Raw genomic sequence first — 16852 nt, 5'->3', positions numbered from 1 at the left:
CAATTATAAATGATTGTACAGAAACCTACTTTTGAAGCAATAGAACCAGATTTTGGTCATTCTTTTACCTATCAAAAATTTGATGAGCATAAAAGGAATAAGAACAATGTGTGGCATTATCACCCAGAATTGGAACTAGTCTATGTAAATGGGGGGTCTGGCAAACGACAAATAGGAAGTCATGTATCTTATTATACCGATGGAGATCTAATCTTGATCGGTAGTAATTTACCACATTGTGGTTTTACCGATGCACTTACGGGAAACACCAGTGAAACGGTCATACAGATGAAAATGGACTTTTTAGGGACCGATTTTTTTAAAATTCCCGAAATGAGAAAAATCGAAAGTCTTTTCAAAGCGGCCAGTGGGGGAATTGCCTTTTACGGCAAAACGAAAAGAAAAATTGGTGATAAGATGGAGATATTGGAGTACCAGACAGATTTCCAACGCCTTCTAAGTATTTTGAACATTCTGAACGAATTAGGAAATTCGGATGAATTAAGGTTGTTAAATGCCACTGGTTTTTCTCTGGAAACCGATGTAAAGGACAACGACCGTATAAACATCGTTTTCAACCATGTTAAAAATAACTTTAAAGAAGAGATTACTCTAGAAGAAATTTCATCTATGGTCAGTATGACCATACCATCTTTCTGTAGATACTTTAAAAAGATTACGAATAAGACCTTCGTACAGTTTGTAAACGAATATAGATTGGTACATGCCTCAAAACTATTGGCAGAAAAGCCAATGAGCATTACAGAGGTTTGTTTTGAGTGCGGTTTTAATAATTTCTCGCACTTTAACAAGTCTTTTAAAGCCTTTACGGGCCAAAACCCCAGTGAGTACCGAAACGAACTAAAGACTGTTTTGGTCTAATGACCGTAGAAAGCAACTTATTTAAAGACCTTGAACTTCCGGATAGCGAGGTTTATTATTGTCCCGATTTTTTAAATCGAGATGAGGCAGACGTTTATTTTAAGCACCTTCGGGCAAAAATACCCTGGCAGCAAGACGATATAAAGGTTTTTGGAAAGGTCTACGCACAACCTCGCCTTACGGCCCTATACGCAAATAACAACAAGCCTTACTCCTATTCCAACATAACCATGCGGCCCCATTTGTTTACCCCAGAGTTAACGGAATTAAAAAAGAAGATAGAACAATACTGCCATTATAAATTTACCACATGCCTTCTTAACCTATATCGTAATGGAAAAGACAGTAATGGATGGCATGCGGACAATGAAAAGGAATTGGGAAAAAACCCTGTTATTGCTTCATTGAGTTTGGGTGCAGATAGACTTTTTCATTTAAAACACAATACAGTTCCAGACCTAAAACATAAATTGGTACTGCAACACGGAAGCCTTTTATTAATGAAAGGAAAAACACAACATTTCTGGAAACACCAGGTACCAAAAACAAGCAAACCCGTCGGGGAACGTATTAACCTCACCTTTAGAATCATAAAATAAAAAAAATCGGCTGTGGGAACCGATTTTTTTACACCGTTTAAGCTTAGTGACGACTATCTTTAAACAAGGGGTGCGCCACGTTTAATTTACCTATCGTTCACTAATTATATCATTTCAAAGGTCATGCCAAAAATTACGGCCTTCTTAATTAATAAATGTTTAAGACAATGTTTTCTATATAAAGAGAACTACTATAAAAGCTGTATGTAGAAAAAAGAGAGCCGGTAATAATCTATTTGAATATATCGTTCAGTACAGCTGCCAAACGTATACCTCCTTTTAGTAATTGGTTCTCTACGGTACCCCACCATTTATATCCGTATTGATAGCCGAGTTTTTCTCCCACCTCGACAGAGTCATATACTTTATTGGTAATTTCTTGAGTTTCCTCTATCCAATCATAAATAGTACCTGCTTGCATTTGTTTTATCTCTTCTTTTGAAAGCTTTGGCAGGGCATCCGACAGTTCGGTATAACTCATTCCATAATCGTCTATCATATTAGAATCCCATACCCTGTGCAGGTTGCTTCCCCTTCCAAACCATTGAACCTGTATATCGTTTCCTCCCCTGTCCTCTGCACGCCCAACATGCATAGGTTGGTGTAAATCTCCTATTAAGTGCACCAAAAACTTAAGATAAAAGGTTTTGTCCTCATTGCTACTTGTTGGATCCTTGATAACCTCTATACATTTATTTATGCCTGTTACCAAATCACCATATTTACTGGGCTCCACATCTTTATAATCTTTGTCCGCCGGAAAATTTACATAATGCAACGCACTAAACTCCTTATATTTTCTATCCGCTTTGATCTCGTCGCCAAAATTGGCAACGGCTGCCAAACTTTGACCATGCAATAATTTATCTATAGCTTTTCGGGCCCTACGGGTCAAATATTCCTGTGCTACATCGCCCACTACCCTATGGCCAGTTTTTGACCAAACCATATCATTGGCAAATGAAACCTGTACCATTAGAAACAATAGAAACGTAAGCTTTTTCATGAAAATAATTTTATTCAAAAATATAACTTCAAATTTTAAGGTATTGTTAAAAGTGCCATTAGCTTAAATTTTAATAAGATCTTGCACATATGAAAAAGACAAAATCTTCGCTCCTCAAAATAAAACCACCTATTCTTAGGTACTTTTTAATAATAGTAACAACGCTATTATTGTTGGTCGGTATTTTTATCGGTAGTATTTATGTAGGTGCTTGGGGTAAAATTCCCAGCAAGGAGGAGCTATCCAATTTCCAATATCAAGTGGCCTCAGAAGTATTTACCGCCGATAGTGTACTAATTGGCAAATACTACTTAAACGACCGGCAGCCCATTACTTTTGAAGATTTTCCAGAACACCTTTTGCATGCTCTGGTCTCTATAGAGGATGAAAGGTTCTACGAGCATTCGGGTATAGATTATCGCAGTCTTTTTAGGGTTGGTGTCAAAACCGTACTCATGGGAGACGAATCTGCTGGCGGAGGTAGCACCCTTACCCAACAATTGGCCAAGAATCTTTATCCGAGAAGAGATCGGAACAAAACAAATATTGTTGTAGATAAGATAAAGGAAATGTTCATTGCCAAAAAACTGGAAGCTATTTATAGTAAAAATGAAATTCTGACCCATTACCTCAACACCGTGTCTTTTGGTGATAATACTTTCGGGATAGAAAGTGCCTCACTTAAATTCTTTAATACCAGAACAAAAAATCTTTCCATTACGCAGGCCGCTACTTTGGTAGGTATGTTAAAGGCTACGTATGGCTACAATCCACGTATTTTTCCTGAAAAGAGTTTGGAAAGGAGAAATCTGGTACTATATGCTATGTTAAACAACGGCTTTTTGAGCAATGTCGAATGGGAAGACTTAAAGAACAAAGAGCTTGGTCTGGATTATAGAGACTATGATTATAGTTCGGGTACGGCTCCTTACTTTAGAGAGGAGGTCCGCAAGCAAATGTTGCGCTGGATCCAAGAGCAGAATAAAAATGGCGCAGACCTTAACATTTACACTTCTGGACTAAAGATATACACCACCCTGAACTATAAATTACAGCAAATGGCGGAAGAGTCTATGGTAGCACATATGACAAAACTTCAAAATGATTTTGAAAGGAGTTATGGTAAAAATGCCCCTTGGAAAACCAACAAAAACCTTATTCATAAAATTGCCAAAAGAACGCCCGCCTATATGCGTTTAAAGAAAAAGGGATTCGAGGACGCTCAGATTTTGGACAGCCTAAAACAAACCACCAGACCCATGGTATTAAAAACCTGGGGCGACGATATTGAAAAAAATATCAGCGTTATGGACAGTATTAAACATTATATGAAATTTCTTAACACGGGATCGCTCTCTTTAAACCCCAAAACAGGAGAAGTACTAACGTGGATCGGCGGTATTAATTTTAGACAGTTTAAATATGACCATATCTCACAAAGCAAGCGCCAGGTAGGTTCTACTTTTAAACCCATAGTTTACACGGCCGCCCTCGAAAAAGGGATATCTCCCTGCACCTATTTCTCTGCACAAGAAGTCGAGTACAAAAATTTAAAAGGCTGGTCACCAAGCAATTCCGGAGATAAAGATGAGACTTACTTAAACTACTCTATGGAACAAGGTTTGAGCAACTCGGTCAATACCATCGCCGTAAAGGTTCTTGAAGAAACCGGTATTGACAACGTAATGGACCAAGCCAAAAAAATGGGTATAAGAGAACAATTGCCCAAAGAACCCTCTTTAGCCTTGGGTACCGGTGAAATAAAGATGACAGAAATGGCCAGGGCATATACTACCTATCTAAATGATGGGCACTATATAGAACCATTTATAATCAAAAAAATAGTCTCTCGCACCGGTGCTGTTTTAGCAGAATTTAAACCCCAAAAAAGTGAGGCTGCAGCCTTTTCACACGAGAACGGTCAAATTATGTTAGAGATCATGAAGGCCACCATTAATTCGGGCACTGCATCCCGAATCAGGAACAAGTACAAATTACCGAACGATATTGCGGGCAAGACCGGAACTACCCAAAATAATAAAGATGCCTGGTTCGTAGCACTTACCCCTAAGATGATCCACCTCACATGGGTAGGTTTGGACAACCATGAAATCGGGTTTAAAAACACCAGTTTGGGCCAAGGTGCAAATGCCGCCCTGCCCATGTTCGCCCTCATGCTTCAGAAAATGAACAAACACAAAGAGTTTAATTACCTTACCCGGGCCAAATTTCCCACTCCCACCGACAAAGTAAAAAAACTGCTCGATTGTGAACCTGTAAAACGGGACGGATTTTTTAAACGTCTTTTCAAAAACCCGAACAAGAAAAAGAGTAAAAAGTTCAATGGGTAATTTAACATAGTCAACAGACCGTATTTCTCTTAATTTTTAACCAAAATTCAGTTTAGCATTTATTTAACAAAACAAAGACTTACATTTGGTTGACTACCAAACTTTTACCATAATGACCAAATATCTAAGTACGCTTGTACTTATACTCCTTTGTTTTTCGTTAAATGCGCAAACAAATGAAAAATCTTTTGTTGTAAAGCAAATAACCACCGAAATAACCCCAGATGGCATTCTTGACGAGCCTATTTGGACCAAAGCCGATAAGGCCGATGAATTCTGGCAATACTTCCCATTAGATACCATACAATCTAAAAAACAGTCAGAAATTAAAATGCTGTACGATGATAAAAACCTTTATGTAGGCATTACGATTAAGACAGCGGGCCAAGATTATTCCATTCAATCCTTAAAACGAGATTTTAGGGCAGGCAACAGTGATAATATCACCTTGCTTTTCGATACTTTCAATGATGGAAACAACGCTTTTCTATTCGGTATAAATCCATATGGTGTTAGGCGTGAAGGTCTTGTTTCGGGTGGCGGATTAAATCTCAACGGATTTACCATTTCATGGGATGTAAAATGGCGTGGAGATTCTAAAATCTATGATGGATATTATACTGCTGAAATGGTCATACCATTAACTGCGTTCAAATTTAAAGAAGGAGAGACCAAATGGCGTTTCAATAGTTACAGATTCGATACGCAATCTAACGAGAACAGTACATGGATGAATATTCCCCAAAACCAGAATATCTATGGCCTCACTTTTATGGGCGATATGATTTTCGAAAAACCATTGGGTAAATACCGTACCCCGCTAACTGTAATTCCTTATGTAAATATGGGCTCAGAAAAAGATTTTGAGCTGAATGCCTCGGATACAAAAATCAATGTTGGGGGAGATGCCAAAATAGCTATCGGCAATAGTATGAATTTAGATGTGACCGTAAACCCCGATTTTTCTCAGGTAGAGGTTGACAACCAGATTACGAACCTAACCCGTTTTGAAGTTTCCCTTCCAGAAAAAAGGCAGTTCTTTATAGACAACAGTGACCTATTTGGTAGTTTTGGTGGCGGTAGAGATGCCAACCCGTTTTTCTCGAGACGTATAGGTATTGCAAAAGATACTGCCGACAACACCATCGAAAACAAGATAATTGGCGGTGTTCGTTTAAGCGGTAAGGTAACCAAAGAACTAAGATTAGGTTTTCTAAATTTACAGACTGCCGAAGATCTAGATGAAAATATAGCCTCTAACAATAATACTATGCTAGCGCTTCAACAAAATGTATTCGGGCGTTCTAATATTGGCATGTTCTTTATTAATAGACAAACGTTTAAAGATTATGATTTTCAAGATGACGAAGATCGCTATAACAGGGTTGCGGGTATTGATTATAATTTAATATCGAATAATAATGTATGGAACGGTAAATTCTACCTTCACAAATCTTTTGCCCATAATGCCGGAAAAGCAAACCTTTCCTCAGGTGCATTTATGCAGTATAATTCTAGAAAATGGAACTTTTTTGAAGATATGGTCTATATAGGCGAAGATTTTAGGTCAGACCTTGGCTTCGTACGTAGAACGGATATATTTAAAACCGCTACCATGGTAGAGCGCGTTTTCTGGCCAGAAAACAGTGCCTTGCAAAGTCATAGTTTTCAATTCTTTCCTGTGTTGACCTGGAGCCCCGAAAATGATTTCCTTCATACCGATTATGATCTAAACGGGGCGTGGGAATCCAAATTCAATGATCAATCCGAAATCAATGTTTCGTACTCGCATTCGTACACCTATCTTTTCGATGATTTTGACCCCACTGGTTTAGATGATGCCACACCATTGCCAGGCATGCTCGGCTACCATTATAATTTTGTTTCATTGGAGTATCAATCTGACAGTAGAAAAAGATTTGCCTATAGCATAGAACCCACCATGGGAAGTTTTTTTAATGGCGATAGATTTTCTGTTGAAGCTGAAATGTACTTAAGGTTTCAACCAAAGGTATATTTATCATTAGCAATGAACTATGATAAAATATCGCTCCCAGAACCCTATTCAAGTGTAGATATTTGGCTGATAAGTCCTAAAATAGATGTTACCTTTAGCAAATCGATGTTTTGGTCAACACTAGTACAATACAGTAACCAGCGAGATAATTTAGGTTTTAACTCAAGATTACAATGGCGTTTTGCTCCATTATCAGATTTGTTTATTGTATATAACGATAATTACTTTGTTAACTCGTTCGAACCCAAATATCGCTCTATAAACTTAAAACTTACCTATTGGTTAAATATTTAAAATGAGGTACAAGATTCTATGTTCAGATTTAGATGGCACATTATTATCTACAAAAAGTGATGTTTCCGAGTTCACCATTTCAGAAATAAAAAGAATAAAAAACACGACCAGAATCATCTTGGTTTCTGCCAGAATGCCCAGTGGCATGTATTATATACAAGAAAATCTAGGAATTTTAGATCAGCCCATTATTTGTTACAACGGCGCTTTGGTACTACATGAAAACAAAGTAATACATTCTGTTAGCATTCCTCTTACTGTTGTCCGCGACATATATAAGTTAACAGAACCTCTTAAAGTAGACCTTGGTTTATATGCCCATAACGATTGGCATGTGCCAAAAACCTCCGAAAGGGTAGAAAAAGAAATAAAGTATACCAAGACCATACCCACTTTTAAATCTACCAAAAATTCAATTTTAGAATGGGAAGACAAAAACGTAGGAGCGCATAAGATTATGATCATGGGAACAAAAGAAACTGCCGACATTCTTATGCCTCAGCTAAACACCAAATTTCAACAAGAACTGAACATCTACCGTTCTAACGATACGCTCATCGAAGTTTCTCCAAAATCCGTTTCAAAACTATCGGCCATAAAATCGTTACTTGCCGATGACGAAACCCTTAACGATGTTATATCTTTCGGTGACAATTATAACGATTTGGAAATGTTGGTCAACACAGGCTGTGGAGTGGCTGTGGCCAATGGGCGCGAAGAGGTAAAAAAGAGTGCTGATTTTGTTACCTCTCATAATACAGAGGACGGCGTTGCCCAATATATTCAACAACATCTGCATATTTAGTTATATTTGAGAAATAACATTTTTAAGTTTCTTCATGGATAGTTCTATAACACAGCCCTTAATTACGAACGATACCGTTGTATTTGGTTTATTGGCTTTGGCCTTGGGCTTTATTTTTTATACCTCGAGCATAAAAAAAGGATTTTGGCAAAAATTCTATTCCATTGTGCCCGCAGTACTCATGTGTTACCTGTTACCGGCATTATTGGCAAGTAGCGGTCTAATTTCAGATGAAACCTCCAATCTCTATTTTATGGCGAGTAGGTATCTTTTACCTGCTGCCCTTGTTTTAATGACCCTAAGTATTGATCTTAAAGCTATCAGTAATTTGGGATCAAAAGCCATCATAATGTTCTTAACGGGTAGTGTAGGCATTATTATCGGAGGACCTATTGCAATTCTTTTGGTCTCCATTTTTTCACCTGAGACCGTTGGCGGCAACGATTTTGACGCTATATGGAGAGGACTCGCGACCATTGCCGGTAGCTGGATCGGCGGCGGGGCCAACCAAGCGGCCATGCTAGAGATATTTCAGTACAACCCTGAAAAGTATGGAGGCATGGTCTTAATAGACATTGTAGTGGCCAATGTATGGATGGCCATTGTACTATTAGGGGTAGGAAAAACAAAAAGTATAGATAATTGGCTAAAGGCAGACACCTCTGCCATTGAAACATTAAAAGTAAAGGTAACCGCCTTTACCGAGAAAATAACCCGGGTACCTACCCTAAACGATTATATGATGATGCTTTGTTTGGCTTTTTCGGCCGTGGGACTTGCTCATTTTTTCGGTGATCGTTTAAGCTCTTATTTAACCTCTAATTTTGAAGCCATCAGTGATACTAAAAGTTTTCTTAGCTTCTTGGGGTCGGGCTTCTTTTGGATGGTGGTTATCGCCACCTGTGCCGGCATATTATTGTCGTTCACCAAGGCCAAGAACTATGAAGGCGCAGGGGCAAGTAAGATCGGTGGCGTGTTCATCTATATCTTAGTTGCTACCATTGGCATGAAAATGGATCTTGGCAAAGTATTGGAGAACCCTGGTTTAATAGCTGTTGGGTTTATATGGATAGCCATTCATGCCGGGTTACTTATACTGGTCGCAAAACTTATAAAAGCACCCTATTTCTTCCTAGCGGTGGGTAGCCAAGCCAATGTTGGTGGAGCCGCCTCCGCACCTGTAGTGGCCGCAGAATTTCACCCGTCACTGACTTCCGTTGGGGTATTATTGGCGGTGTTGGGATATGTGGTAGGTACGGGCGGCGCATTGCTTTGTGCCTATTTAATGGAAGTCGCCTCTAGTTTATAGCATTTCCGTTTACGAGCTATATTTTCTCTAAAAATTTAATGATATTTGCCTCCAAAATAAATTCAATGAAAAAATTACTTTTTATCCTTAGTGCCTTTCTTGTTATAATGTCTTGCGATAGCAAAAAAGAAGGCTCATTGGTTGTTAACGGAAAAGTAAAAGGCCTAAAAAAAGGTACCTTGTACCTACAACATTTGGTGGACAGCAGCTTGGTTACCGTTGATTCTTTAGAAATTGATGGTGATGGAAGTTTTAGTTTGACCGCCGATCTAGAAAGTCCAGAAATATTTTACCTATATCTGAACAAAAAGGATAACAACGATGTCAACGATCGTATTACATTTTTTGCAGAACCTGGCATCATTACCATAAACACCGACTGGAATACTTTTGACACGAACGCAAAAATTACAGGATCTAGCTCGCATGAAAAATTGGAGGATTATAGAAAAGCCCTATCCAATATCAACAAAAGAAATCTCGAAATTATGCTGGAAGCTTCGAAAGCGGAAAAACCGTTAGACCAAGCGATTATAGATTCACTAGAACGTGCCAGTGCCAAAAACACCCAAAAGGGCTATGCCTTCTCCATAAATTTTGCCCTTAACAACAAAGACTCGTACATAGCGCCATATATCGCAGTTAAAGAGATTCCTGATGCGAACGTTAAATACCTAGATTCTATTTACAAAGTACTAACACCGGAAGTAGCTGCTTCTAAGTACGGTATGGAACTTAAGGAACTACTAAAAAAATAAGTAATAAAAAAAGCATCCTCAAAAGGATGCTTTTTTTATTTAAAACCAACTAGAATTATCCTAGTTTGTTCAGTTGTTCTATTAACTTGTTCGCTTTTGTTTCCAACTCTGCCCTTACTTCTTTATAGTGGGCTTTTTTATTGTCGATATCGTTCTGGTTTACCTTGGCGATCAACTCATCAAAAACATTGATAGCTTCATCAATAATCGCGGTACCTTCTTTTGAGTGCTGACCTCCATTGGTTTCCTCAACTATATAAACACCTTCAATAATGTCACCTAGTACATTATTAATATCTTTTTTTAGATTTTTTATACTTGCCATTTTCTTTTAATTTTTAACAAAAGTACAACTTTAGGCTTTCATTTTAGATGAAGCCACTAAATAGTAACTTCCAGCAACTTGGCTCCTTGGGTTTTTATGGATATTTTATTTGATATAGCGGGCACCAATATGGTTTCACCTTTATCAATATCCACTTCACCGAACTCTGTACCTATAGTACTCTTTCCGGATACGCACATGTAAATTGTAAACGAGTCTCTAGACCTTGTATCTTGCTCCATGTCTTTTTCAAGGTTTAAGAAATTGGTTTTAAAATAAGGACAGTCTACCATTTGGTTAACCGTATCTTTTGTATGTGTATAATTTACCTTGAAATCATCCTTTTTCTGATAATCGATCGCGTCCAAGGCCAAATCGGTATGAAGTTCCCTTAGATTTCCATCCTTGTCTTTTCTATTAAAATCGAATACCCTATACGTAACATCCGAGGTTTGCTGTATCTCCGCTAAAAGTACCCCGGCTCCGATAGCATGGATCTTACCGGTATTAATAAAAAAAGTATCCCCTTCCTTTACCTTTTCGTAATTCAACAACTCCAACAACGTATCGTTCTTTAAACTTTCAGAATACTCATCTTTGGTAACATCTCTGTTGAACCCGACGATAAGCTCCGCCCCTGGATCTGCATCCATAATGTACCACATCTCGGTTTTTCCAAAAGAATTGTGCCTCTTCTTTGCTAGTTCGTCATTAGGATGCAATTGTATAGAAAGGTCTTGTTTTGCATCTATAAATTTAATCAGGATCGGAAATTCTTTTCCAAATCTGGCGACCACGCTCTTACCTAAAAGCGCCTCAGGTTCCTTTTCTATCAATTCTTGTAATGAAGTATCTTTAAGATCTCCGTTCGCAACTACCGATACATCTCCACTCACGGCAGAAAGCTCCCAACTCTCACCAGTAATGTCGCTTTCAATCTTTTTATTTAAAACTTCTTTCAATTTAACACCTCCCCAAAGTCTTTCTTTTAGAATAGGGTGAAATTTTAATGGATATAAGGTCATAATTAAATTTTAATGAATTGCAAATTTAAGAAAACGATGTTCCACACTGTTTACAATACCGGTTACTGTTGACTATCTTAATACGAACAACCCATTTCTAAAGTTGAACTGTCGGCATGCTTATAGATTTCGTTTAAATAAAAGAGGTATACCCAATATCTATATAAAGCCTTACCCCGAAAAGGTCACGAAATTTCTTGGGGTTTCATAAAGGACCACTTCTATATCTTTATCCTGTGCAATATGGGGCCTTAACTTTTTCCAAATAACTACCGCTATATTTTCTGCCGTGGGGTTTAGGTTCTTAAACTCTGGCACCTCTACATTTAAATTTTTATGATCAAAGGCCTCTTCTATCTCTGCCCTGATCAATTCTTTCAACTTTTTCATATCCATCACAAAACCGGTCTTCTGGTCTATTTCCCCATAAACACTGACTACCATTTCGTAATTATGGCCATGATAATTCGGATTACTGCATTTGCCGAATACTGCATTATTTGTATCATTGTCCCAATCTTCCCGGAACAATCTATGTGCGGCATTAAAATGAGCCTTTCTACTTACTTTTACTTTCATCTTACAACAAGGTTATCGACTAAGTGCTGATAAAATTTTTCGAAAATTATTTTGAACCACGCGGTGTACTCGTCAGGATTTTTCTCTATGTCATTTTTAACATCGACAGGTGTCATCCATTTCCAATCTTCTACTTCGTCCGTATTAATAACAGGCTCATTGTTATAATAACCAAGCATTACATGATCTAGTTCATGTTCTGTTAAACCATTATCGAAAGGAGCCTTATAAATAAAAGAAAAAAGTTCTTTTAAATCGGTCTTAAATCCCATTTCTTCCTGCAAACGTCTTTTACCCGCCACGATATTGGTCTCGCCTACCCTTTGATGACTGCAACACGTATTGGTCCATAACAATGGGGAGTGATATTTATGTGCTGCACGTTGTTGCAGCATTATCTCGTTCTTATCATTTAGAACAAATACCGAAAATGCCCTATGAAGTACAGCCTTTTCATGGGCTTCCATCTTTGGCATAGTGCCTATTTGCTCATCTTTTTCGTTAACAAGTATTACTTCTTCTTCCTTCATATTGTAAAAATAGGGTCTTTGTACAACTTATATTAAACCCATCAATAAAATAAATAACAGAATAAGAAGAAATGTACGGAATGTATTTAAAAAAAGCGAGGTGATTTTAAATTGTTCTTTGTGCTGATAAAATCGTATCTAAGTATGACCTCGAAAGAACCATCGTTAAAAGAAGTACCGCCCAATTCGGTGGTTTCACGGTCATAGGCTATTCCGATCAATAGATTCTCGGATATATTAAACCCTGCCATACCGCTCACTGCGGCATCCCATCTATAGGCCGCACCTAGAATAAATTTCTCGTTGAACATAAAATTAGCCGAAAGATCTACCTGTAAAGGGGCTCCTTGCACCAATTTGGTAAGCAATGTCGGCTTAAACTTTAAAAAAGGATTTAGATCCCACACGTAGCCCGTGATAAAATAGAAGTTCATTTGCTCCTTTGCCGTAGAGAGCGAAGATTCATCGAAATGCGTTGTTTCCAACAATCTTGGTACGGACAGTCCCGCATAAAAATTATTGGTGTGGTAATATACTCCAGCACCGATATTCGGTGTAAGCCTATTATCGATATCTTGTTGCAACGTCTGGTCGCTTGCATACTGGTTCAGTTCCGAAAACCGAATATCCAATAAGTTGGCACTAGCCTTCAACCCAAAACTTAAACGGCCTTCGGTAGAGGTCCAAATAGTATAAGAAAAATCGACATCAAAACTGGTTTCCGAGGTAGGGCCGATCTTATCGTTTACAATAGAAAGACCTAGACCAACTCCCCTATAACCAATGGGAGAATGAACATTAAGGGTCTGCGTAACCGGAGCGCCATCTAAACCGACCCATTGCGAACGGTGTAGGGCCGCTACACTAATATGCCCCCTAGAACCTGCATACCCCGGGTTTACACTTACCGTATTGTACATGTATTGGGTATATTGGGCATCTTGCTGACCATAGGACATTGCCCCAATCAATACTATTAAAAGGAAAAATCTATTTAAAGGGGTACAATATTTTGTTCTTGTAGATCTATTATTTGACATCCTTCTATCTATTAATATATAGGTAACCTGAAAGCTGTTTCATTTTACCATTGGGTTCTTCGTAATCCAATATGTAAAAGTATGTACCTACTGGAAGCTTATTTTCCTTTTCTATAGTTGCCCTTGCCTGAGATGTGCCATCGAACAGGTTGCCTTGGGTACCGTACGCCTTGGTCATAAATACCATTACGCCCCATCTGTTATAAATGCGGATGGTATTGTTCGGATAATTCTCAAGTCCGTCTATTCTTAACACATCATGAACACCGTCACCATTAGGTGTTATTACGTTAAAAACTTCTACCGCTTCTTCTTGTCGCTCAAGATCTGAATCTAAATAGTTAGGAATTCCGTCATTATCCGAGTCATCGTTAGCGTAATCGCCGTCAAGGTTTAGGTCTTCATCTATGGTTTCTATACCATCATCGTCATCATCGGTATCCCTATAATCAGATTCTTCATCATTATCGGTATTAGGTAATTGTTGGTATGGATCGTCCAGTTCATCATTTACATCTACATCAACAGTTATAGCACCTTCAAAACCATCATCCAAACCATCATCGTCTTTATCAGAGCCGATTAAAACAACATCGGCAACGCCATCATGATCATAATCATGTGCTTCTACCCTATCCGGCACATTGTCATTATCACTATCCTCATCTAAATAATCGGGAAGACTGTCACCATCGGTATCTACCGGAAACAATCCTAAGACCCCATTATCCTCATAAGCATCGTCCAAGCCATTGCCATCGGCATCAACACCACTTGGAGCAATATAATCTTCTGTAGTCTGGGCCTCCACATTATCGGGTATACCATCGTTATCACTATCTATATCAAGATAGTCGGGGAAGCCATCGCCGTCAGAGTCGGTCGGGTCGGTCGCAGGATCGTTGTCGCCATCCAAATTCAGGTCTTCAAAGCTATCCAAGATTCCGTCATTATCCGCATCAAGATCGGCAGCGTCACTCACTAAAATGGTTACCGTTGCGGTATCACAGTTACCTAGGTCATCACACAGGGTATAGGTAAACGAATCATTACCATCGAAATTTTCACTTGGTGTATACGTAATCGTATCATCGGAAGGGTCGTTAGGTGTTCCTCCATTATCGATTACAATAGTACCATTCGTTGGATCGGTAACCGTTAATGTACCTACGGATGGAATATCATTATCATTTCCTAAAACATCCAATACGATAGGAGTATCTTCGTTAGTAACTACACTATCATCGATAGTATCAAGAATAGGAGTCACATCTACGGTAACAGTTGCCGTACTACAGTCTCCATAAATATTGCAAATCGTATAATCAAAAGAGTCCGAACCGTTATAATCCGGATCGGGCGTATAGGTTACGATATCATCGGTAGGATCGTTAGGTGTTCCGTTGTCATCTACATTAACCGTACCATTGGCCGGATCGGTGATCGTAAGTACACCTTCTGTAGGCAACTCACTATCATTAGAAAAAATATCAACGATTACAGAACTATCTTCATCTACCGTTACCATATCATCGACAAGAATGGCCGACTCGTCAATACAAACCACGGTAAAACTGGGTAAGTCTTTTGCATTTCCAGCCTTATTGATAGTAGCTACATACCGTTCTATAGTTTTTGTAGCAATGACCGTGGGCGCACTCTGATCCCCCGGTAAAGAAGGAGTCCAACTCACAGATGCTGCTGGAGAAAGGCTATCGGTATTATCACTAATATCAAGAGTAACCTCGTTATAGGGAGAATTACAGTTAGTAACAATAAAGTAGCTTGTAGCATTTTTACCACATAAAGTACCATCGTAAACAGCAAAATAAACTCCTTGTTCGGTGACTTCCAAAAAGCGCTCCGTACTTAAAATTGTGCTAGTATCCTGCGCTTCGTACCAACGAAAATTCGTTCTCGTCTCTTCAGCTGTATCCGCAGGAGCCTGCAACAAATACTGGGCATTGGATACCGTTATCCCTAATATTGTAAAAACAACACCAAGAAAAATGGTTTTATATGTGTGAATTCTTTTCAAATCGGTCTAGGTATCTGTTTCTTCTAAATTACTTGGCCACAAACACAACGTTTATCAATGTGTTATAATCTGTTGGTGTAGCAATCACATCATAGGTCATTATACCATTGGCATTAACTTGGACGTTGGCAAATACTGTTGCGTCGTAATAAGTAACATAGTAGTACAATTCATTTGCTGCATAGGTAGGAATAGCAGCGGGCGCTTCATTGGCCCCACCAACATCACTCCTTACCATGGGCGAACCATATTGAGATACATATTCCGCATGCAGATCAATGGATCTACCTGTTCCTACGGTGGCCACGTCCACTTCTATGGAAGGTGGGTAAAATATATCGGGTCTTACATTGTTTATCACATATGGGGTCGAAGCACTACCATCGCCTGTAACACTAATATCGTTACCAGCGGTAACTATAGTTTCGGTACCATCTGCCGTAGGAAGGGTTACACTTGTATCTGTACCAGTTCCATTGGATAAGGTAATGGTATTTCCAGAGAGACTTATTTGTTGGTTGTCGGTGTTTGCCAAACTAGACAGATCTACTGTTTCTGAACTACCATCCTCTATACCGATCGTTAAGGTGGTTCCGGACAGCCCTGAACCTTGTATACTTTGATTGTCGGCCAATGGAAGTAAACTCACGGTTTGGGAACTACCGTTCTCTATACCCACGGTTAAAGTGGTACCAGAAAAGGCTAGGTTTGCAATATTTTGGTTGTCGGTACCCGGATTGTCCAAATGTGATAAATTAACGGTTTGGGAACTACCGTTCTCAATACCGACAGTAAGTATATTTGAACTCGTGTTTATCGCAAGATTTTCAATATTTTGATCGTCGCTGCTGTTCGCGGCAAGGTCCTCAAGGGCCTCCTGTACGTTCGTTTCGTTCAAACTATCACCGTCAACGTCGATAGGGCTTGATAGATTTACCTCAGAGGCATCTTGGTCATCTGTATCTGTAGCGTAAATACCATTGCCACGAACTTCCAAGGCATTGTTAGCATCCGGACTGGCTACCGCCGTGAACTCATTGCTCACATCCAGGTTCAATCCGTCGCCTGCCGTATACTGGGTATCGTTATCGGGTGCACTTACCAATGCTTCGATTGCTCCCTGTACATCCGTCGCGCCAAGCGATGCACTACTATCATCAAAAGCAACCTCATCGGCATCCTGGTCATCTGTAGCATAAATACCATTGCCACGAACTTCCAAGGCATTGTTAGCATCCGGGCTGGCTACTGCCGTAAACTCATTGCTCACATCCAGGTTCAATCCGTCGCCTGC

Annotated in this window: 15 protein-coding genes; 7 read left to right on the top strand and 8 right to left on the bottom strand. The window is 39.1% G+C overall.

Going from position 1 to position 16852, the window contains the following annotated elements:
• The first annotated feature begins 9 nt into the window (after positions 1–9).
• Entirely contained in the window at positions 10–882 is an 873-nt protein-coding gene (locus J8L85_RS08300) for an AraC family transcriptional regulator (protein WP_047244732.1), read from the top strand.
• Positions 882–1481 (top strand): alpha-ketoglutarate-dependent dioxygenase AlkB, encoded by a 600-nt coding sequence (locus J8L85_RS08295; protein ID WP_211016387.1) that lies wholly within the window; start codon positions 882–884, stop codon positions 1479–1481. Before J8L85_RS08300 ends, J8L85_RS08295 begins: the two co-directional genes overlap by 1 nt.
• Positions 1482–1713: 232 nt before the next feature.
• On the opposite strand, the gene J8L85_RS08290 is transcribed toward J8L85_RS08295, so the two are convergent.
• Entirely contained in the window at positions 1714–2487 is a 774-nt protein-coding gene (locus J8L85_RS08290; RefSeq protein ID WP_211016386.1) for a S1/P1 nuclease, read from the bottom strand.
• Between the two features lie 89 nt (positions 2488–2576).
• Between J8L85_RS08290 and J8L85_RS08285 the strand changes: the two genes are divergently transcribed.
• From J8L85_RS08285 to J8L85_RS08265, 5 genes are all read left to right on the top strand, one after another.
• On the top strand, positions 2577–4838 hold the full coding sequence (locus J8L85_RS08285; protein ID WP_211016385.1) for a transglycosylase domain-containing protein: 2262 nt from the start codon (positions 2577–2579) through the stop codon (positions 4836–4838).
• 112 nt (positions 4839–4950) lie between these two features.
• Positions 4951–7149, top strand: coding sequence for a DUF5916 domain-containing protein (locus J8L85_RS08280; RefSeq protein ID WP_211016384.1), 2199 nt, complete (start codon positions 4951–4953; stop codon positions 7147–7149).
• Position 7150: 1 nt separating this feature from the next.
• Positions 7151–7954 (top strand): Cof-type HAD-IIB family hydrolase, encoded by an 804-nt coding sequence (locus tag J8L85_RS08275; RefSeq protein WP_211016383.1) that lies wholly within the window; start codon positions 7151–7153, stop codon positions 7952–7954.
• A 34-nt stretch (positions 7955–7988) separates the two neighbouring features.
• Positions 7989–9263: a DUF819 family protein gene (locus J8L85_RS08270; protein ID WP_211016382.1), complete on the top strand. Its 1275-nt coding sequence runs from the start codon at positions 7989–7991 to the stop codon at positions 9261–9263.
• Positions 9264–9328: 65 nt separating this feature from the next.
• Positions 9329–10021, top strand: a complete 693-nt coding sequence (locus J8L85_RS08265; protein ID WP_247656613.1) for a DUF4369 domain-containing protein — start codon at positions 9329–9331, stop codon at positions 10019–10021.
• Positions 10022–10076: 55 nt separating this feature from the next.
• Here the strand turns inward: J8L85_RS08265 and J8L85_RS08260 are convergent, their stop codons facing one another.
• From J8L85_RS08260 to J8L85_RS08230, 7 genes are all read right to left on the bottom strand, one after another.
• Positions 10077–10346 (bottom strand): hypothetical protein, encoded by a 270-nt coding sequence (locus J8L85_RS08260; protein WP_211016380.1) that lies wholly within the window; start codon positions 10344–10346, stop codon positions 10077–10079.
• Positions 10347–10402: 56 nt separating this feature from the next.
• Positions 10403–11371 (bottom strand): type I phosphomannose isomerase catalytic subunit, encoded by a 969-nt coding sequence (locus tag J8L85_RS08255; protein WP_211016379.1) that lies wholly within the window; start codon positions 11369–11371, stop codon positions 10403–10405.
• Positions 11372–11542: 171 nt separating this feature from the next.
• Positions 11543–11950 carry a 6-carboxytetrahydropterin synthase gene (locus J8L85_RS08250; RefSeq protein WP_211016377.1) on the bottom strand — a complete coding sequence of 136 codons (408 nt, stop codon included), beginning with the start codon at positions 11948–11950 and terminating at the stop codon, positions 11543–11545.
• Positions 11947–12480 (bottom strand): isopentenyl-diphosphate Delta-isomerase, encoded by a 534-nt coding sequence (idi, locus tag J8L85_RS08245; protein ID WP_211016375.1) that lies wholly within the window; start codon positions 12478–12480, stop codon positions 11947–11949. Before idi ends, J8L85_RS08250 begins: the two co-directional genes overlap by 4 nt.
• An 86-nt stretch (positions 12481–12566) precedes the next feature.
• Positions 12567–13520, bottom strand: coding sequence for a type IX secretion system membrane protein PorP/SprF (locus tag J8L85_RS08240; RefSeq protein WP_211016373.1), 954 nt, complete (start codon positions 13518–13520; stop codon positions 12567–12569).
• A 4-nt stretch (positions 13521–13524) separates the two neighbouring features.
• The gene (locus tag J8L85_RS08235; RefSeq protein WP_211016372.1) at positions 13525–15558 is read right to left on the bottom strand and encodes a gliding motility-associated C-terminal domain-containing protein; all 2034 of its coding nucleotides are present in this window, start codon (positions 15556–15558) and stop codon (positions 13525–13527) included.
• A gap of 28 nt (positions 15559–15586) precedes the next feature.
• Positions 15587–16852, bottom strand: a 1266-nt coding sequence (locus tag J8L85_RS08230; protein ID WP_211016370.1) for a hypothetical protein, incomplete at its 5' end; no start/stop codon positions are given.

It is taken from the genome of Maribacter sp. MMG018, assembly GCF_018100785.1.
Classification (GTDB): Bacteria; Bacteroidota; Bacteroidia; order Flavobacteriales; family Flavobacteriaceae; genus Maribacter.
This window is presented reverse-complemented; position numbering and strand designations above follow the sequence as displayed.